The organism is Achromobacter xylosoxidans, from assembly GCF_001457475.1.
Taxonomy (GTDB): Bacteria; Pseudomonadota; Gammaproteobacteria; order Burkholderiales; family Burkholderiaceae_B; genus Achromobacter; species Achromobacter xylosoxidans.
Genome location: NZ_LN831029.1, coordinates 2,064,233 through 2,082,868, shown reverse-complemented (window position 1 = coordinate 2,082,868; position 18,636 = coordinate 2,064,233). Strand labels below are relative to the sequence as shown.

Below are 18,636 nucleotides of genomic sequence, written 5' to 3'. Positions count from 1 at the left end.
GAAATGACCATGTCGAGCTACCTCACGAATCTGATCATTCCCTACAACCTGTGCCTGACCCTGGTGGTGGTCGGCCTGGTGCTGGGCCTGTTCCGGCTGCGCAAGACCGGCGGCGCCCTGATCCTCGCCGGCCTGCTGTGGGCGCTGGCGTGGTCGCTTCCGGTGACCTCGCTCTGGCTCGGCGGCGCGCTGGAAAACCGCTATCCGCACCTGCCGCCCGCCGAGTCTCCCACCGCCGACGCCATCGTGGTGCTGGGCGGCAATACCGCCAATGGCCGCGCCAATTGGTTCCTGCCCTACGACAAGGACACCGCCGTGGTGCGCGTCGACACCGCGGCCCAGCTCTACCTGGCGGGCCGGGCGCCCAAGGTGGTGCTGTCGGGCGGCGCGCTGGAAGGCGACGTGAGCGAGGCGCGCGGCATGGCCCACGCCATCCGCCAACAGGGCGTGCCGGAATCGGCCCTGATCCTGGAAAACGCCAGCCGCACCACTTACGAGAATGCGGCCCTGACCGAAGACCAGCTCAAGACCCGCGGCATCGGCAAGGTGCTGCTGGTCACGTCCGCCCTGCACATGCCGCGCGCCATGGCGGCGTTCTCCAAGCAGGGCGTGATCGCCATCGCCGCGCCCGCGCCCCCGCAGATCGTGGCGCCCGCCGACGGTTCGCTGAACCCGTGGCTGCCCGACCAGCGCACGTTCGACGCCAGCCGCTCCATCATCAAGGAATACGCCGGCCTGTTCGTCTACTGGTTGCGCGGGTGGGTCTGAAGATGCCGGCCTCGCTGGCGTGCCGGCCAGGGTGCGGCGCCTGTTGCATCGCGCCGTCGATCACGCGGCCGATCCCCGGCATGCCCGACGGCAAGCCGGCAGGCGTGCCCTGTATCCAGCTGCTGCCGGACATGCGTTGCGCCCTCTTCGGCCAGCCCGAGCGTCCGGCTTTCTGCGGCGGGCTGCAGGCCCAGCCCGAAATGTGCGGATCCGAGCGCGAATATGCGATCCGCTGGCTGGGGGAACTGGAACGGGCCACGGCGCCGACGCATTGAAAGCGAAAACGGGACCTTGCGGTCCCGTTTTTTTTTGCTGGCGGCCGCGTCTCAGCCGCGCTCGGCCAGCACCCCGTGGTACAGGTCTTCATAGCGCGACGCCACGGTCTCCCAGCTCTGGTCGCGCGCGATCGCCAGGCCGCGCTCGGATAGCGCCGCGCGCAGTTCGGGTTCGTCGCCCAGGCGCTGCAGGGCCTGCGCCAGCTGCGCGCCATCGCGCGGATCCTGCAGGATGAGGGCATCCTTGCCGGCCGACAGGTATTGCGCGAATCCGCAGTAGGCGGGGGAACTGACCACGACCGGCAAGCCATGCGACATGGCTTCCAGCGGCGCCATGGCGTAGCTGTCGTTGAGCGTCGGATGGGCGTAGATGTCGGCCGCGGCAAAGTACCTGGCGACATCGGGCGTGGGATCGACCAGCGTGACGCGATTGGCCACCGCGCCGGCCGCGCGCACCCGTTCGCGGGTCGCGGCGTCGGCTCCCACCACCAGCAGGCGGTACGGCGCGGGCAGCAGCGCCAGCGCGTCCAGCAGCGCGGGCAGCCCCTTGCGCAGCGGGTTGCGAGCCACCAGCAGGCAGCCGATCGTGTCCGCCTCCCAGCCCAGCGAGGCGCGCGTGGCGGCGCGCGAGTCCGCCGCTTCTGGCGCGGGCAGCTTGACGCCGGGCGCGATGATCTCGACCGGCAACTGCGGACCGTAGCTGCGGTGCAACTGGTCCATGATCAGGCCGGACACCGCCACTACCCGACGGGCGGGCGCGCGGCGCACCCGGGATTTCTCGAGCAACAGATACGTGGCCAGCCGCGGGCTGAGCCAGGCGAGTACACGCTTGAGCGGCTTGGCCCGGGTCAGGCGGTTGTAGCGTACCGGCGTGACGTGCATGACCTGGATTTCGCCGGCCCAGCCGTTCATGTGCGAATGGACGATGTCATAGCGGCCACGGGTCAGGCGATCGGCCTTCCAGGCGAAATACAGCACCCGCATCCAGCTGGGCAGCCAGCCGGGAAAGCGCACCGGGTGGAAGGGAAACGGCAGATCGCTGTCGAAGTCGCGCGCCACCACGGAAATATCGTGGCGCTGGCCCAGCACGCGCATGAGTTCGACGCCGTAGGCCTCGGCGCCGCCGAAGCGGTTGCCGAAGCGGTCGACCAGCAGTGCGATGCGCAGCCGCCGCTCAGCGGCGCCCGCGGGTGTCTTCATAGCGCGTCAGGCATTTCTGCAGGAAACGGAAGATGCCGGTCGATCGCGACACGGTCACTCGCGGCAGGCCGAAGGGATCGTCGCTGGCGCGCGCCAGGCCGCGCTTGGTCAACGTGGCGTTGTCGTAGCCCGCCTCGCGCGCCATGACCAGGTGTTCCGGGCCATGGTCGCCGTAGGGATAGCAGAAGGCGGTGACCGGCGCGCCGAGAGCCTGCTCCAGCACGTCCTTGGATTCGACCATCTGGCGGCGCGCCTCTTCGGGCGTCATTTCGGGCAGGTGGACGTGATCCAGGGTGTGCGAGCCGACCTCGTGGCCGGAGGCGGCCCACTGGCGCATCTCGTCGACGGTCATCAGGGGCGAAAAGGGAATGCCGATCTTGGCGTCCCAGACATTGCCGCCGTCGAACTGGTTGGCCACCAGGTAGTTGGTGGCCGTGAAGCCGAGCTTGTCCAGCACCGGCATCGCATTCTGGACCACGTTGCGGTAGCCGTCGTCGAAGGTCAGGCCGAATACCTTGCCGTGGCGCTCGCCGCGCACGTACGGCATGATGTCGCGCATCGACAGGCCGCGATAACCCAGGAAGCGCATCCAGCGCATCTGGCGCGCGAAATCGTCCGGGTGCACCGTCAGGCCGCGAAACGGCGTGCCCTTGGGATTGGGCTCGCCGATCTGGTGGTACATGAGAATTGGGATAGACATAGCGCGGATTATAAGGCTCAGTGTCCGCCCAACGTACGCTGGTAGACGTCGACCGTGGCTTGCGCGAAACGCGCCAGGTTGAAGTCGCGCACCGCGGTTTCGCGGGCGTTCGCGCCCATGGCGCGGACCTGGCCGGGATCGTCCAGCATGATGCGCAGGCGCGCCGTCATGGCGGCCACGTCGCGCACCGGCACGATCCAGCCGTCGACGCCGTCATTCACGTTCTCGGGCAGGCCGCCGACGTTGGTGACCAGGGCAGGCAGGCCCAGGCCCATGATCTCGCGGCAGGCGAACGACAACGCCTCGCGGTACGACAGCACGAAACCGGCGTCGCACGCGGCCAGGGCCGCCCGCACGTCGTCGAGCAGGCCGGGAAAACGCAGCTGATCGGTCATGCCCAATTCGCGCACCCGATCCAGCTTGGCTTCGGACGGCGGATCGCCGGCCACGAGCAGCAGCACCCGCTCCTTGTCGCCCGGCGGCAAGGCCGCCACCGCGGCCACCAGGTCGAGCCAGCCCTTGTCGTAGTCGGTGCCGCCGGCGCTGCCCAGCAGCAGCTTGCCGCGCCATTGCGGGCCGAAAAAGAGTTCGCGCAGCTTATCGACGCTCTCGGGCGCCGGCGGCGCGAAGAACTGAGTGTCGATGCCGTGGCGGATGGTGGTGATGGGACGCTTGCGGTACGGTGAATCGGACAGCAGGCCGTGGATGTAGTCGCTGACCGCGATGCTGTGGTCGGTGGCCAGCGCCACCCGCAGCTTGTGGCCGAAACTGGTGAGCGGATGGTCGTTGTGCTTGGTGAACACGATGCGCGGGCGGCGCGCCATCGCCAGTGTGGCCAGCATCACCTGCTTGTGATCGGCCGAGCCGTTGGCATGGATGATGTCGAAGCCGCCGTCCTTGATCAGGCGGCGCAGCCGCGCGCGGTCCTTGAACCAGGACGAGGGCCGCGTGGTGTAGCGCATGTCCGCGACCGTGACGCCCGGGATCGCCTTGGCGTAGCGGTACAGGCGGCTGCTGGCGGGCGCGGCGACCGTGATCTGGTGCTCGGCGGCCAGGGCGCGGCACAGGTTGATGATGTAGGTGACGTGTCCACCGCCGTTGCCGGCGTGGAAATTGGTGTAGAGAATCTTCACTTGTTCTTCTCGGCCAGGAACATCAGCTTCGAGTAACGGAAGAAACTGCCCGCCGCCGCGGTCACCGCCAGCACCAGGCCGTGGCGGCCGTCGAGGAAGCCGCGCCGGATCAGGTAGATGCGCACGAAAGTCCAGAAGCTGTGGCCCAGCGCGCCGAACACGGAAGTGCGGCGCCCCTTGGCGTACATCATGGCGGCGGCGTCCGACGAGTAGCGGTTGATCTTGGTGACCAGCGCGTCCAGGTTGTCGTACGGGTAATGATGGAAGTAGCCCTTGAGCTGCAGCGGCGGCTGGCCATTGGCCGGCACCACGCGCTCGTGCACGGCGGCGTCATTGAAGCGCGCGGCGCCGCGCTTGAACAGGCGCAGCACGTAGTCGGGCCACCAGCCGCTGTGGCGGATGTCGCGGCCGCAGAAATTCGACAGGCGGGCGATCTCGTAGGTGTCGGCGCGCGGCGCGGCCAGGGTGTCCTGGATCTCGCGCGCCAGCTCCGGCGTGACACGCTCGTCGGCGTCGATCGACAACACCCAGTCACCGGTGGCCAGGTCCAGCGCGCGGTTCTTCTGCGGACCGAAGCCGGGCCAGTCGGAGGTCACTTCGACCCGCGCCCCCAGGGCCCTGGCCAGCTCCACCGTGCCGTCGGTGCTGCCCGAATCCACGACGATGAACTCGTCGGCGAAAGCAACCGACTTGAGGCATTCGGCGATGTTGGCCGCCTCGTTCTTGGTGATGACTATGACTGATAACTTCATCCGCGATTCCTAAGACGCTTTTTCCAGGCTTTCCAGGCGTGATAGCGCGGCCCCCAGAAGGGATCGCGCGACAGCCAGAGCCGCCGGTTCAACCAGGTACCACCCTGGTTGCGCACCGCGAAGCGGTAGATGTGGCCGGGGTCGGCGCCAGGCGTGTTCTGGCCGAAAGGGTCGGTAGTGTACAAGTGGAGAAAGCCCGCCTGCCTGGCGGCCGCCACGTAGTCGGCGTCGAAATAGCCCTGCGGCCAGCAAAGATGATCACTGGCCTGCCCCAGGCGCTGGATCAGCGTCTCGCGCGAATCGGACAGTTCCCGCGCGATATGGGCCCGCTTGGCCTCGGTGTCGGCGCCGCAGACCTTGTCCCAGCGCGTGTGGGTGTGGGTATGCGAATGAAACTCGAAAGTGCCGGCGGCGCGCATCGCCTCGATTTCGCTCCAACGCAGCATGGCCTCGTCGCCGCGCCCGGCCGCGATCAGCTTCTTGCAGGCGTCGTGGTCGGGCGTGGCGGGCAACGGCAGGCCCTGCCCCGCGTGCGGGCGCGCCGGCCCGTCGCCGATCCAGCCGGTAATGGTGAACAGCACGGCGCGCATGCCGTGGCGCGCCAGCACCGGATGGGCATGGACCCAGTTGTTGAGATAGCCGTCGTCGAACGTGATCAGCACCGACCGCTCGGGCGCCGGCGCGCCGGCCAGGTAGGCGGCGAACTGGTCGGTCGACAGCGACTGGTAGCCGGCCCGCGCCAGGCGCGCGATCTGCGCCTCGAAAACCTCGGGGGTGGCGGCGATCATGCCGCCGGCCGGCGTGACGTGGTGATACATCAACACCGGGACGTTGGGCGCGTTCATCCGCGCCGCTCCGCCAGCCAGCGGGTGTAGACGGCTTCGGTGGTTTCGGCCAGGCGGGCGGGCGAGAACACGCCTTCTTCCCAGACCATCTTGCGGCCCGCCTCGCCCATGCGGTGGCGCAGCGCGGCGTCATCGACCAGTCTTTCGAGCGCGGCGGTCAGCGCGGCCGGATCCTTCGGCGGCACCAGGATGCCGGTTTCGCCGTCGCGGAACATCTCGGAAACCCCGCCGACATCGGTGCCGATGACCGGCAGGCCGCTGGCCTGGGCCTCGACGTAGACGGTGCCGGACGCTTCCTGCTGGGTCGCCAGCGCGAACAGATCACAGCCGGCCAACAGGTTGGGCACGTCGCGCCGCATCCCCATCAGGTGGATGCGATCGGCCAGGCCGCGTTCGGCCACGTAGGCCTGGGTCTGCTCGAACACCGGCGATCCCCCGCCCACGAATACCAGGTGCAGCTTGGGACGGGCGGCCATCAGCGGCGCGATGGCGTCGATCAGGTCCTTGTGGCCCTTGGTGGCGCGCATCACGGCCACACAGCCGACCACCACGTCATCGGCCGCCAGGCCGAGTTCCTCGCGCAGCGTGGAATGCTCGACCGGCGGCGGCAACACGATGGGCGAATAGACCGTGGCGACGTGGTCGGCCGGCACGCCGCGCTCGATCAGATGCTCGCGCACATGGTCGCTGACGGTGGTGACGCGGTGCGGCAGGCGCGTGTATGACCACAGCGAACCGACCTTGTTGGACAAGTGGCGGGTGCGGACGATCAGCGGCGTGCCCGCCAGCCGGCCGGCCGCCGCGGCGATCACCGTATCGCGCCGGCTGTGGGTATTGAGCACGTCGAAACGCCCTTCGCGCAGGATGCGGCGGATGGCGATGACGCCCTTGACGTAATTGACGGGACCGTCCATTTCCAGCGTGTGTACCGTGAACCCGGCATCCGACAGGCGCTCGGCCAGCAGGGCGGTGGGCTGACAGATGGCTTCGAGGTGATGGCCACGCGCGCGCATGGCGTTCATTTCCTTGAAGATCCGGCCTTCCTGGCCACCGAAACTGGTGGCGGCTTCCGAATGGACGATACGCATCAGTAGGTGACCTCCACGCCGTTGGGCTTGGTCCAGGCATTCAGGTTTTCGAGCAGGGTATCGGCCATGCGGACCCGCCATTCCTCGCCCAGCCGCACCGTGCACAGGAAATTGTTCTTGGTGTAGACGATGTCCACCGGCACGCCGGGGATGCCGTTCTCGGGCTCGGCGCGGAACGGGTTGAGCATCTGGCGCAGGCGCGCGGCGTCCGCGCCGCCGTTGAGCTTGACGCGCAGCGACTTGGCGCGCGCCTCGCGCGCCAGTTGCAGGTCGTAGAGCTGCTCGGCGACGATGCGCATGCCGCCCGAGTAGTCGTCGTTGCTGACCTTGCCCTGGACAATGACCAGTTGGTCTTCGCGCAGGCGGTTGCGGTGCTTTTCGTAGAGCTCGTTGAACACCGAGATCTCGACCTGCGCGGTGCCGTCGTCCAGCACCGCGAACACCATCTTGCCGCGACGGGTCATCATGACGCGCACGCTGGCCAGCACCCCGCACATCCATTGCAGGTCGCGCTGCGGCTCGACCCGCGCCAGCTGCATCGGCACGATCTGGCGCACTTCGTCGCGCCAGGCGTCGAACAGGTGGCCGCTGTAGTAGTAGCCCAGCGCCGATTTTTCCTCGGTCAGCTTCTTGTGCAGGTCCCACGGCGCGACCTTGGCCAGTTCGCCGGCCACCACGTCGCTGCTGTCGTCGCCGAACAGCGAGGACTGGTTGGCGCTGCGCGCGGCCTGCTCGGCCGCTTCCATGGCGGTGGGCACCGAGGCCAGCATGGCGGCGCGATTGGGTTCGATGGTGTCGAAGGCGCCGGCCTTGATCAGGGCCTCGATGGTGCGGCGGTTGACCGCGTGCTTGCTGACGCGGCGACAGAAGTCGAACAGGTTCTGGAACGGGCCGCCTTCCTTGCGGGCGCGCAGGATGTCCTCGACCGCGCCCTGCCCCGTGCCCTTGACCGCCCCCAGGCCGTAGCGCATGGTGCGCGGCGGCTTGCCCTTTTCGGTGTGCTTGTCAGCCACGGGTTCGAAGCGGTAGCCCGAGAAATTGACGTCGGGCGGCAGCACCTCGACGCCGTTGTCCTGGGCGTCGCGGCAGAAGATCTGGACCTTGTCGGTGTCGTCCATGTCGGAGGACATGGTGGCGGCCAGGAACTCGGTCGGGTGGTAGGCCTTGAGCCAGGCGGTCTGGTAGGAGATCAGCGCGTACGCGGCCGAGTGCGACTTGTTGAAGCCGTAGCCCGCGAACTTCTCCATCAGGTCGAACAGCTTGACCGCGAGGTCGGGGTCGTGGCCCTTTTCCTTGGCGCCCTTCTCGAACAGCTCGCGGTGCTTGGCCATTTCCTCGGGCTTTTTCTTGCCCATGGCGCGGCGCAGCAGGTCGGCGCCGCCCAGCGAGTAGCCGCCGATGATCTGCGAGATCAGCATCACCTGTTCCTGGTAGACGATGACCCCGTAGGTGCTCTTGAGCGTGCTCTCCAGATCGTTGTGGAAGTAGTCCACCGCGGCGCGGCCGTGCTTGCGGTTGACGAAGTCGTCCACCATGCCCGATTCCAGCGGCCCCGGACGGTACAGGGCCAGCATGGCGATGATGTCTTCGAAGGTGTTGGGCCGCAGCTTCTTGAGCAGCTCCTTCATGCCGCGCGATTCCAGCTGGAACACCGCGGTGGTGTTGGCGTCGCACAGGATCTTGTAGGCGGCCGGATCGTCGAGGCTGAGCGCCATGACGTCGAAGTCGCGCTTGTCCTCGTTGAACTGGCGCACGTAGCGCACGGCCCAGTCCAGGATGGTCAGGTTGCGCAGGCCCAGGAAGTCGAACTTGACCAGGCCGGCGGCTTCGACGTCGTCCTTGTCGAACTGCGACACCGCGCTGTTCTCCTGCCCCGGCTGGCAATACAGCGGGCAGAAGTCGGTGAGCTTGCCGGGCGCGATCAGCACGCCGCCGGCGTGCATGCCGATGTTGCGCGTCAGGCCTTCGAGCGGCTTGGCCAGGTCGACCAGCGCGCGCACTTCCTCTTCCTGCTCGTAGCGGTCCTTGAAGGCCGGTTCGTCCTTCAGGGTGCGCTCGAGCGTCCAGGGGTCCATCGGGTTGAACGGGATCAGCTTGGACAGGCCGTCGCAGAACATGTAGGGCATGTCCAGCACCCGGCCGGCGTCGCGCACCACGGCCTTGGCGCCCAGCGTGCCGAAGGTGGCGATCTGGCTCACGGCGGCGCGACCGTATTTTTCCTTGACGTAGTCGATGACGCGTTCGCGGTTGTCCTGGCAGAAGTCGATATCGAAGTCGGGCATCGAGACCCGCTCGGGATTCAGGAAGCGCTCGAACAGCAAGTCGTAGCGGATCGGATCCAGGTCGGTGATGCCGAGCGCGTACGCCACCAGCGAACCGGCGCCCGAACCCCGGCCCGGGCCGACCGGCACGCCGTTGTTCTTGCCCCAGTTGATGAAGTCCTGCACGATCAGGAAGTAGCCCGGGAAGCCCATCTGGATGATGGTCTTGCATTCCCAGCGCAGGCGTTCGTAGTACTGCTCGCGCTTGGACGCGCGCTCGGCTTCATCCGGGAACAGGAAGGCCATGCGCTTTTCCAGGCCCTCTTCGGACAGCTGCACCAGGTAGTCGTCCAGCGACACACCGTCGGGCGTGGGGAAGTTGGGCAGGCGCGGCTTGCCCAGCACCAGGCTGAGGTTGCAGCGCTTGGCGATCTCGACCGTATTGGCCAGCGCCGAGGGCACGTCGGCAAAGCGACGCGCCATTTCCTCGGAACTGAGCAGGTACTGTTCCTTGCTGAAGCGGCGCACGCGGCGCGGGTTGGCCAGGATCTCGCCTTCGGCGATGCAGACGCGCGCCTCGTGCGCCTGGAATTCGTATTCGTCCAGGAACTGCACCGGGTGCGTGGCCACCACCGGCAGGCCGGCCTCGGCCGCCAGGCGCATGGCGGCCTGGGTGTAGGCCTCGTCGCCGTCCATGCCGGCACGTTGCAGCTCGATGTAGTAGCTGCCCGGGAACATATGCGCCCACTGGCGCGCCAAGGCCAGCGCCGACACCGCGTTGCCGGCGTCCAGCGCCTGGCCGACGTCGCCGCCGCGGCCACCCGACAGCACGATCAGGCCGTCCTGGCCCTGCAGCCATTCACGGCGGATCTCGGCCCGGCCCTTGCCCTGGTTGGTCAGGAACGCGCGCGACAGCAGTTCGCACAGGTTCAGGTAGCCCTGGTGGTTGCGCACCAGCAGCAACACGCGGAACGGCTTGGCGGGATCGTCGTCGTTGCTCAGCCAGACGTCACAGCCGGCGATGGGCTTGATGCCCGCGCCGCGCGCGCCCTTGTAGAACTTGATCAGGCCGAACAGGTTCGACAGATCGGTCAGCGCGACTGCCGGCTGGCCCAGCTTGGCGACACGCTTGATGAGGTCGGGAATGCGCACGATGCCATCCACCACCGAAAACTCGGAATGGACGCGCAGGTGAACAAAAGGGGACGGAGTTGTTACGGCTTCGGACATAGGAGGAATTGTACCTAGTCGGAGGGCCTAAAACCGCCCTGCGGACGATTCCTCCACGGCCTGTTCGGCGACGCTGTGTAACAATAGGCGATTGCACCTGACTCACCCGCCGCAGGACGAGATTTACGTATGAAATGGCTGATACCCGGGATCTGGCTTGCCGCCATCCTGTTCGCGCACTTCCGTGGCCGCGTCAAGCTGCCGCTGGGCCGGCAACTGCTGGATCACTCGGTGCTGCTGGCGCCGGTCAACGCCTTCATGGTGCTGACCTCGCGCGTGCCGTCCACCCCTTACCTGACCACCAGCGAGATCGCCGAACTCAAGGTGCTGGACGACAACTGGGAAACGATCCGCGACGAAGCCCTGCAGATGGCCGAGCTGCGCCGCATCAAGGCGGCCGACAGCCACAACGACATCGGCTTCAATTCCTTCTTCAAGTACGGCTGGAAGCGCTTCTACCTGAAGTGGTATGACGCCCGCCACCCCTCGGCCGAGGAACTGTGCCCCAAGACGGTGGCCATCCTGAAGACGCTGCCCAAGGTCAAGGCGGCGATGTTCGCCGAGCTGCCGCCGGGCGGCAAGCTCAACGCCCACCGCGACCCGTTCGCCGGCTCGCTGCGCTACCACCTGGGGCTGACCACGCCCAACGACGACCGCTGCCACATCATCGTCGACGGCGAATCCTACAGCTGGCGCGACGGCGAAAGCGTGGTGTTCGACGAGACCTACGTGCACGAGGCCTACAACCACACCGACCAGAACCGCATCATCCTGTTCTGCGACGTCGAGCGGCCGCTCAAGTGGGGCTGGGCCGAGGCCTTCAACCGCTGGTTCGGCCGCGTGGTGATGTCGGCAGCCAGCTCGCCCAACGACGGCGGCGACCAGACCGGCGCCATCAACAAGCTGACCCATGCGCACTGGGTCATCGACCAGAAGCGCAAGGCCTTCAAGGCCTGGAACCGCAACGTCTACAAGGCCACCAAGTACGGCCTGATCATCCTGGTGATCGCGGGCTTCATCGCCCTGTGATCGGGCCGACCGCGCGGATCGCGCGGTCATCACGCCACCACGGCGGGCCGTCCGGCCCGCCGCTCCCCCACCCTACCCCGCGGCGCGCTCCGGCAAGCTCAACAGGCCGGTGTGGTAGTCGTAGCCATAGATCTCGCCATAGCGGCCCCACTCCACCGCGATCTTCAGCACGCGCTCGGCTTCGTCGGGCTTGAGGAATTCCTCCAGCGAATCCAGGAAGTTCCTTTCCGGCAGCTCGCCGGCGGGTTCCTGTTCCAGGCTGTGGCGGATGTGCGCGGCCAGCGGCACGTGGGCCAGCAGCTGGCGGCCGAAGATGGCCTGCTTCTGGTCCTGGTCGGCCTGAACGTAGCGCTGGCCCAGCGGCGTCAGGTAGATGTCGCCCTTGTCGATCTGGGCCAGCCCGAACAAGCCCAGCGCTTCGCAGGCCGGCAGCAGGTCGTCGTCGGATATCTCGGCTTCCTCGGCCAGCTTGGGCAGGTCGGCGCGGCCATTGAACGGCGCCTCGGCCAGCACGTCGAGCACGCCTTCCATGCGCTCGACCTCGGTATGCGGAAAGCGGTAGCCCAGGCCCTGCTGGCGCGGCGTCGGCATGTCGTGCGCCGGGCGCTGCGTCATCAGCGCGTAGACCTCGTCGATCAGCGCCCGCACCTGCGGCGAATCGGCGTTGCGCGGCCGCGGCAGGCCGATCTGCACCTGGCTGCGGATGCGGCCGGGGTCGCTGGAGAACACGATGATGCGGTCGGCCATCATGACCGCTTCCTCGATGTTGTGGGACACGATCAGGATGCCCTTGGTCGAGATGCGGCTCTCGTCCCATAGTTCGAGCATGTCGTCGCGCAGCGTTTCGCCGGTCAGCACGTCGAGGGCCGAGAAGGCTTCGTCCATTAGCAGCACGTCGGGATTCATGACCAGGGCGCGGGCGATGCCGACGCGCTGGCGCATGCCGCCGGACAGTTCGCGCGGCAAGGCGCCGCCGAACCCGCCCAGGCCCATCAGGTCGAGCACCGCATCGGCGCGCCTGGCGCGCTCGGCCGGCGCCACGCCCTGGGCCTCCAGGCCCAGCTCGACGTTCTGCTGCGCGGTCAGCCAGGGGAACAGCGCGAAGGACTGGAACACCATGGCGATGCCTGCCGCGGGGCCGTACACCGGCTGGCCGCGGTAGGTGACGGTGCCCTGGTCGGCGTTGACCAGCCCCGCCATGATGCGCAGCAGGGTCGACTTGCCCGAACCGGACTTGCCCAGCAGGGCCACGATCTCGCCTTCGCGCAGCGTGAAGTCCACGTGTTCCAGCACGTGCCGGGCAGTGCCATCCGCGGCGCGGAACGATTTGCCGACATCGTGCAGTTCAATCAGGAAATTGGAAGGCATGGAGACTCCTACCGGCCGCGGTCTTCGGCCAGCAAATACAGTTTGCGCCAGAAAAACCGGTTCAGCAGCATGACGAAAATGCTCATGACGCCAATGCCGAGCGCGATGCGGTGGAAATCGCCCTGCTCGGTCATCTGCTTGATGTAACTGCCCAGGCCGTCGGCCACCAGCGAGGTATTGCCCCAGGACACGTACTCGGCCACGATGCTGGCGTTCCAGGAGCCGCCGCTGGCGGTGATGGCGCCGGTGATGAAACTGGGAAACACCGCCGGCAGGTAGACCCGGCGCCACAGCAGCCAGCCCTTCAGGCCCAGGTTGCCGGCCGCCAGGCGCAATTCATTGGGAATGGTCGAGGCGCCCGCCACCACGTTGAACAGGATGTACCACTGGGTGCCGAAGATGATCAGCGGGCTGAGCCAGATGTTCGGATTGAGCTTGAACGCCACCATCACAAACACCACGGCCGGAAACAGCAGGTTGACCGGGAACGCCGCCAGGAACTGCGCCACCGCCTGCACCCGTTGCGAATACCGGGGCCGCAGGCCGATCCAGACCGCGATCGGCACCCAGATCAGCGACGCAAGTCCGATCAGCACCATCACCCGCGCCAGGGTGATGCCGCCCAGGCCGACCACGTGCAGCACCTCGCCCCAGCCCACTTCCTGGTGCACGAACACGACCAGCTTGTAGGTCGCCAGCAGCGCGGCCGCGGCCAGCAGCGAATCCCAGATGCGGGTCCAGCGCGGGTCCGGCGCCTTGGCGCGGGCGCGGATCGAGGTGCCGTCGTAGGGCACGCTGAACCAGCCCAGCGCGCGCCGCATCCGCGCCCAGAACATGTTCGACAGGGCCTGCATCCAGCGGCTGCGGCGGGTCCAGTCCAGCAACCAGGACTGTTGCGCCACGTCGGCCTGCGATTCCTCGAAGCGGAACTTGTCGGCCCAGGCCAGCAGCGGGCGGAAGAACAACTGGTCGTAGAGCAGGATGCCGGCCATCATGGCGCCGATGGCCCAGGCGATGGCGCGGCCGTTTTCGGCGTCGATGGCCACCGCGATGTACGAACCGATGCCGGGCAGCTTGATGTCCTGCCCGGCCACCGAGATGGCCTCGGCCGCCACCAGGAAGAACCAGCCGCCGGACATGGACATCATCATGTTCCACAACAGGCCCGGGGTGGCGTACGGCAGCTCCAGGCGCCAGAAACGCTGCCAGCCGGACAGCCGGAACACCCGCGCGGCCTCGTTCAGCTCGGCCGGCACGGTGCGCATCGACTGGTACAGACTGAACGCCATGTTCCAGGCCTGCGAGGTGAAGATGGCGAAGATCGCCGCGCACTCCACGCCCAGCAGGTTGCCGGGAAACAGCGCGATGAAGGGCGCGATGGCGATGGCCTGGAAACCCAGGATGGGCACCGATTGCAGGATGTCCAGCATCGGGATCATGGCTTTTTCGGCGGTGCGGAACTTGGCCGCGATGGCCGCGAAGACGAAGCTGAACAGCAGCGAAAAGGCCAGCGCCGTGAACATCCGCAGGATGGTGCGCAGCAGGTAGTACGGCAGGTAGATCGGATCCAGCGAGATCGGCAGTTCTTCGCCGACGGCGAAGGGGCGGCTCATCTGCGAGGCGCCATAGGCCATGGCGGCCAGCACCCCCAGCACCAGGGGCAGGAGCGCCCAGTCCCAGCGATTGGGCGAGGAGCGGGACGACGCGGACGGGCGCGTCCGGGTGCTGAAGAGCTCGAACATGTCGGCAATGCTCCAGGGAGCGGGGGTGAAGGCCCGCGCATTGAAGCATAACCAGATGACGCGTCACTGAACAGAAAACGACTGAAATCTGGCGGTAATACGGGACGGCTCGCGCCGCCCCGTATTCCTCGGTTGACGGGGCCGCGCCGGCCTCGCCTGAACCAGCAAGATCAGCGCTGCAGGGATTCCCAGCTTTTCATCAGGCGCTTGACCGACACCGGCATCGGCGTGCGCAATTCCTGCGCGAACAGGGCTACCCGCAGCTCCTCCAGCAACCAGCGGAACTCGTCCAGGCGCGGGTCGGGCGCCCCCTTCAGGGCCGAGCGGGCCCGCTGGTACTGGGTCACGAGCGGGGCCATCTCGGCCACCAGCTTGGCATCGCGGCCCGGATCGGCGCGCAGCTTGTCGATGCGCGCCACCGCCGCCTTCAGGTAGCGCGGGAAATGCGACAGCTGGGGGTAAGGAGTGTCGCGGATGAACCACTTGGGCATCAGCGCCCCCAGCTGCTGCTGCAGGTCGGCATAGGCCGCGGCGTGCGGCTTGGCCTGCGGCAGCTTGCGCTGCAGGGTCGCGTATTCGGTCAGGATCGTGCCCGCCAGGCGCGCCACTTCCTGCGCCAGCAGGCCCAGCCGGCCCTTGCCCTCGGCCCGGCGCGCCTCGAACTGCTGCTCGTTGACCGGCCAGGGCTCGGCCAGGCAGGCCTGGCCCAAGGCGCAGTCGATGATCTGGTCGCGCAGTTCTTCCTGCGTGCCCAGCGTCATGTAGAGCATGCTGATCCTGGTCAGGTCGGCCAGGTTCTTTTCCAGGAACTTGACCTGCTCGCGCAGGCCCAGCCGGAACAGCTTGAGCAGGCCGGCGCGGTGCGCCTTGCGGGCCTCGTCCGGGTCGTCGAACACGTCCAGGTCGCAATGCGCGCCGCGGTCGACCAGCGCCGGGTAACCGATGACCGACTGGCCGCGGCGCTTGATCTCCATGATCTCCGGCAGCGGGCCGAAGGTCCAGGCGGTCAGGTTCTCGTGCGCCAGCGCCTGCGCCACCTGGGTGTCGCTGGCGGCCAACTGCTGGAAGGTGGCCTGGGCCTGCTTGCCGAACTCGGCGCGCAACTGCGCCAGGTTGCGGCCGGCGGCCAGCATGCGGCCGTGCTCGTCGACCACGCGGAAGTTCATGAACAGGTGCGCCGGCAGCGTCTCGAGCTTGAAGTCGGCGGCGGCCGGGCGCACCTGCACCTGGTCCCACATGTCGGCGATCAGGGCGTCCACCAGGCCGGTCTGCGGGTCGCCCAGGCGCTCGAACCAGCGGTCGTAGAAGCCGGCGGCGTAGTCGGGCAGCGGCACGCAGTGGCGGCGCAGCTTCTGCGGCAGCGACTTGAGCAGCAGGTGCACCTTCTCCTTGAGCATGCCGGGCACCAGCCATTCGCAGCGCGCCGGATCGATCTGGTTCAGGGCGAACAGCGGCACCGCCAGCGTCACGCCGTCGCGCGGCGAGCCAGGCTCGAAGTGGTAATCGAGCGCCATCGACACGCCCTGCCACTCCACCTTCTTGGGGAAGACGTCGGTGGTGACGCCGGCGGCCTCGTGCCGCATCAGTTCGTCGCGCGTCAGCAGCAGCTTGGCGGCTTCGGCCTTGTCGAGGCCGTTGACCCACTTTTCAAGCGTCGCGGTCTGCGAGATGTCGGCCGGCAGCTGGCGGTCATAGAAGGCGTAGATCAGCTCGTCATCGACCAGGATGTCGGGGCGACGGGTCTGATGCTCAAGTTTCTCGATGCCGGCGATCAGCTTGCGGTTGTGGGCCACGAAGGCCAGGCGCGTGTCGATCTCGCCCGGCACCAGCGCCTGGCGGATGAACAGTTCGCGCGCCTCGCGCGGATGGACCCGGCCGTACTGGATGCGACGGCCGCTGTAGATGGTCAGGCCATAGAGCGTGGCGCGTTCGTTGGCCACCACCTGGCCGGCCTTCTTTTCCCAGCGCGGGTCCGACCAGTTCTTGCGGATCAAATGGGCGCCGACCTTTTCCAGCCAGACCGGATCGATGCGCGCCACGCAGCGCGCATACAGGCGGGTGGTCTCGACCAGCTCGGCGGCGACGATCCAGCGGCCGGCCTTCTTCACCAGGCGCGAGCCCGGATGGATGTGGAAGCGGATCTCGCGGGCGCCCTGGTAGTGACCGCCCTCGTCGCTCTTGAAGCCGATGTTGCCCAACAGGCCCGACAGCAGCGCCATGTGCAGCTGTTCGTAGGTGGCCTCGACCTGGTTGACGCGCCAGCCCTGCTCGCCCACCAGGGCGGCCAGCTGGGTGTGGACGTCGTGCCATTCGCGCAGCCGGATGGGCGACAGGAAGTTCTGCCGCAGCAGGCCCACCAGCTTGCGCTGCGAGGCCTTGTGCTGCACCTGCTCGCCGTACCAGCGCCACAGCTTGAGGAAGGAGATGAATTCGGACTTGTCGTCGGCGAACTTGGCGTGCGCGGCTTCGGCCGCCTCGCGTTCCTGCATGGGCCGGTCGCGCGCGTCCTGCACCGACAGCGCCGAAGCGATGATCAGCATCTCGGCCAGGCACTGGTGCTCGCGCGCGGCCAGGATCATGCGGCCGATGCGCGGGTCCACCGGCAGCTTGGCCAATTCGTGGCCGGTCTGGGTCAGGACGAACGAGGCGCCGGTGCGGCTGGCGTCGTCGCCATCATCGGCGGCCGCCAGTTCGATCGCGCCCAGTTCCTGCAGCAGGTGGTAGCCGTCGGCCACCGCGCGCCCGGGCGGGGCCTCGACGAACGGGAACTGCTCGATGTCGTCCAGCTTGAGCGACTTCATCCGCAGGATCACGGACGCCAGCGAGGAACGCAGCACCTCGGGGTCGGTGAAGGCGGCGCGGGCGTTGAAGTCGGCTTCATCAAAGAGCCGGATGCAAAGGCCCGGGCCGACCCGGCCGCAACGGCCGGCGCGCTGGTTGGCCGAGGCGCGGCTGACCGGCTCGATGCGCAGCTGCTCGACCTTGTTGCGCCAGGAATAGCGCTTGACGCGCGCCAGGCCGCTGTCGACCACGAAGCGGATGCCGGGCACCGTCAGCGAGGTTTCCGCCACGTTGGTGGCCAGCACGATGCGGCGCGCGTTGCCGCGCGGATGGAAGATCTGTTCCTGCTCGGCCTGCGACAGGCGCGCGTACAGCGGCAGTACCTCGGTGCCGGCCGGGTGGCGCTTGCGCAGCGCTTCGGCCGATTCGCGGATCTCGCGCTCGCCCGGCAGGAACACCAGCACGTCGCCGGGGCCGTGGCGGGCGCATTCGTCGACCGCGTCGACGATGGCGTCGATCAGGTCGCGTTCCTCGTCGCCCGACATGCGCTCGCGGTCGCGGCCCGGCCTGGCGGGCGCGGCCTCGTCCTCGGCGGCTTCCTCGCGCACCGGACGGTAGCGCACCTCGACCGGATACAACCGGCCCGAGACCTCGATCACCGGCGCCGGCTTGTCCTCGGACGCGGCGAAATGGCGGGCGAAGCGCTCGGCGTCGATGGTGGCCGAGGTGATGATGACTTTCAGGTCGGGACGGCGCGGCAGCAGCTGCTTGAGATAGCCCAGCAGGAAGTCGATGTTCAGGCTGCGTTCGTGCGCCTCGTCGATGATGATGGTGTCGTAGCGGCGCAGGAGCGGGTCGCGCTGCGACTCGGCCAGCAGGATGCCGTCGGTCATCAGCTTGATCGACGCATTGGGGCCGGTGCGGTCGTTGAAACGCACCTGGTAGCCCACCACCTCGCCCATCGGCGTGTTCAGTTCCTCGGCGATGCGCTTGGCCACCGAAGTGGCGGCCAGCCGCCGCGGCTGGGTGTGGCCGATCATCTTCTGGCGGCCGCGGCCCAGTTCCAGGCAGATCTTGGGCAATTGGGTGGTCTTGCCCGAGCCGGTCTCGCCGCTGACGATGACCACCTGATGGCCGGCGATGGCGCGCGCGATTTCCTGGCGCCGCGCGCTGACGGGCAGGTCTTCGGGGTAGGTCACGGCGGGAATGGGCCGCTCGGGGCGGGGCGCCTGGCGGGCCGCCGGGGCCGCGGCATCGGCACGCGGCTTGCGGGGGCCCCGGGTCGGCCCGTCGGCCGGCACGGGCGGCCGCGGGCGGGAAGATTCTGGCATGTACGATTTGTCCGGTTAGCTGCCTATTATATAAACGGCCGCCGGTCATATAATTTCGCCACGCCGTCCCATGACGGCGCGTTGACGCGGCCCCTGGGCCGCGTTGTTGCCACTCTCAGGAATCGCCCCACCC

The 18,636-nt window shown here is 67.7% G+C and carries 13 protein-coding genes; 3 read left to right on the top strand and 10 right to left on the bottom strand.

Annotated elements, in window-relative coordinates:
- Positions 1–3 precede the first annotated feature (3 nt).
- Together AT699_RS09425 and AT699_RS09420 are read left to right on the top strand one after the other, a co-directional pair.
- Positions 4–768 carry a YdcF family protein gene (locus AT699_RS09425; RefSeq protein ID WP_006384031.1) on the top strand — a complete coding sequence of 255 codons (765 nt, stop codon included), beginning with the start codon at positions 4–6 and terminating at the stop codon, positions 766–768.
- A 2-nt stretch (positions 769–770) separates the two neighbouring features.
- The gene (locus AT699_RS09420) at positions 771–1,043 is read left to right on the top strand and encodes a YkgJ family cysteine cluster protein (RefSeq protein ID WP_024068310.1); all 273 of its coding nucleotides are present in this window, start codon (positions 771–773) and stop codon (positions 1,041–1,043) included.
- Positions 1,044–1,094: 51 nt separating this feature from the next.
- Here the strand turns inward: AT699_RS09420 and AT699_RS09415 are convergent, their stop codons facing one another.
- Genes AT699_RS09415 through dnaE form a run of 7 tightly spaced genes read right to left on the bottom strand, consistent with a single transcriptional unit; the run spans position 1,095 to position 10,252 of the window.
- On the bottom strand, positions 1,095–2,243 hold the full coding sequence (locus AT699_RS09415) for a glycosyltransferase family 4 protein (RefSeq protein WP_024068309.1): 1,149 nt from the start codon (positions 2,241–2,243) through the stop codon (positions 1,095–1,097).
- A complete protein-coding gene (locus tag AT699_RS09410; protein ID WP_006384034.1) occupies positions 2,218–2,943 on the bottom strand; it encodes a polysaccharide deacetylase family protein in 726 nt (241 codons plus the stop codon). Before AT699_RS09410 ends, AT699_RS09415 begins: the two co-directional genes overlap by 26 nt.
- Before the next feature lie 17 nt (positions 2,944–2,960).
- Positions 2,961–4,076: a glycosyltransferase family 4 protein gene (locus AT699_RS09405; RefSeq protein ID WP_006384035.1), complete on the bottom strand. Its 1,116-nt coding sequence runs from the start codon at positions 4,074–4,076 to the stop codon at positions 2,961–2,963.
- Positions 4,073–4,828 (bottom strand): glycosyltransferase family 2 protein, encoded by a 756-nt coding sequence (locus AT699_RS09400; RefSeq protein WP_006384036.1) that lies wholly within the window; start codon positions 4,826–4,828, stop codon positions 4,073–4,075. The genes AT699_RS09405 and AT699_RS09400 overlap by 4 nt, the downstream gene beginning before the upstream one ends.
- The gene (locus AT699_RS09395) at positions 4,825–5,673 is read right to left on the bottom strand and encodes a polysaccharide deacetylase family protein (protein ID WP_024068308.1); all 849 of its coding nucleotides are present in this window, start codon (positions 5,671–5,673) and stop codon (positions 4,825–4,827) included. Before AT699_RS09395 ends, AT699_RS09400 begins: the two co-directional genes overlap by 4 nt.
- Positions 5,670–6,761 (bottom strand): glycosyltransferase family 4 protein, encoded by a 1,092-nt coding sequence (locus AT699_RS09390; protein WP_006384038.1) that lies wholly within the window; start codon positions 6,759–6,761, stop codon positions 5,670–5,672. The genes AT699_RS09395 and AT699_RS09390 overlap by 4 nt, the downstream gene beginning before the upstream one ends.
- A complete protein-coding gene (dnaE, locus tag AT699_RS09385; RefSeq protein WP_006384039.1) occupies positions 6,761–10,252 on the bottom strand; it encodes a DNA polymerase III subunit alpha in 3,492 nt (1,163 codons plus the stop codon). Before dnaE ends, AT699_RS09390 begins: the two co-directional genes overlap by 1 nt.
- A gap of 129 nt (positions 10,253–10,381) precedes the next feature.
- On the opposite strand from dnaE, the gene lpxO reads away from it, so the two are divergent.
- Positions 10,382–11,281 (top strand): lipid A hydroxylase LpxO, encoded by a 900-nt coding sequence (gene lpxO / locus AT699_RS09380; protein WP_020924404.1) that lies wholly within the window; start codon positions 10,382–10,384, stop codon positions 11,279–11,281.
- A 72-nt stretch (positions 11,282–11,353) separates the two neighbouring features.
- On the opposite strand, the gene AT699_RS09375 is transcribed toward lpxO, so the two are convergent.
- From AT699_RS09375 to hrpA, 3 genes are all read right to left on the bottom strand, one after another.
- On the bottom strand, positions 11,354–12,649 hold the full coding sequence (locus AT699_RS09375; protein ID WP_006384041.1) for an ABC transporter ATP-binding protein: 1,296 nt from the start codon (positions 12,647–12,649) through the stop codon (positions 11,354–11,356).
- Between the two features lie 8 nt (positions 12,650–12,657).
- Positions 12,658–14,391 carry an ABC transporter permease gene (locus tag AT699_RS09370; RefSeq protein ID WP_006384042.1) on the bottom strand — a complete coding sequence of 578 codons (1,734 nt, stop codon included), beginning with the start codon at positions 14,389–14,391 and terminating at the stop codon, positions 12,658–12,660.
- Positions 14,392–14,561: 170 nt separating this feature from the next.
- Positions 14,562–18,503, bottom strand: a complete 3,942-nt coding sequence (gene hrpA / locus AT699_RS09365) for an ATP-dependent RNA helicase HrpA (RefSeq protein ID WP_024068307.1) — start codon at positions 18,501–18,503, stop codon at positions 14,562–14,564.
- Positions 18,504–18,636: the final 133 nt, after the last annotated feature.

Bases quoted from the DNA above. Each gene is read 5' to 3' on its own strand.
- AT699_RS09425 (WP_006384031.1), top strand. From the start codon at position 4: ATGACCATGTCGAGCTACCTCACGAATCTGATCATTCCCTACAACCTG.
- AT699_RS09420 (WP_024068310.1), top strand. From the start codon at position 771: ATGCCGGCCTCGCTGGCGTGCCGGCCAGGGTGCGGCGCCTGTTGCATC.
- AT699_RS09415 (WP_024068309.1), bottom strand. From the start codon at position 2,243: ATGAAGACACCCGCGGGCGCCGCTGAGCGGCGGCTGCGCATCGCACTG.
- AT699_RS09410 (WP_006384034.1), bottom strand. From the start codon at position 2,943: ATGTCTATCCCAATTCTCATGTACCACCAGATCGGCGAGCCCAATCCC.
- AT699_RS09400 (WP_006384036.1), bottom strand. From the start codon at position 4,828: ATGAAGTTATCAGTCATAGTCATCACCAAGAACGAGGCGGCCAACATC.
- AT699_RS09395 (WP_024068308.1), bottom strand. From the start codon at position 5,673: ATGAACGCGCCCAACGTCCCGGTGTTGATGTATCACCACGTCACGCCG.
- AT699_RS09390 (WP_006384038.1), bottom strand. From the start codon at position 6,761: ATGCGTATCGTCCATTCGGAAGCCGCCACCAGTTTCGGTGGCCAGGAA.
- dnaE (WP_006384039.1), bottom strand. From the start codon at position 10,252: ATGTCCGAAGCCGTAACAACTCCGTCCCCTTTTGTTCACCTGCGCGTC.
- lpxO (WP_020924404.1), top strand. From the start codon at position 10,382: ATGAAATGGCTGATACCCGGGATCTGGCTTGCCGCCATCCTGTTCGCG.
- AT699_RS09375 (WP_006384041.1), bottom strand. From the start codon at position 12,649: ATGCCTTCCAATTTCCTGATTGAACTGCACGATGTCGGCAAATCGTTC.
- AT699_RS09370 (WP_006384042.1), bottom strand. From the start codon at position 14,391: ATGTTCGAGCTCTTCAGCACCCGGACGCGCCCGTCCGCGTCGTCCCGC.
- hrpA (WP_024068307.1), bottom strand. From the start codon at position 18,503: ATGCCAGAATCTTCCCGCCCGCGGCCGCCCGTGCCGGCCGACGGGCCG.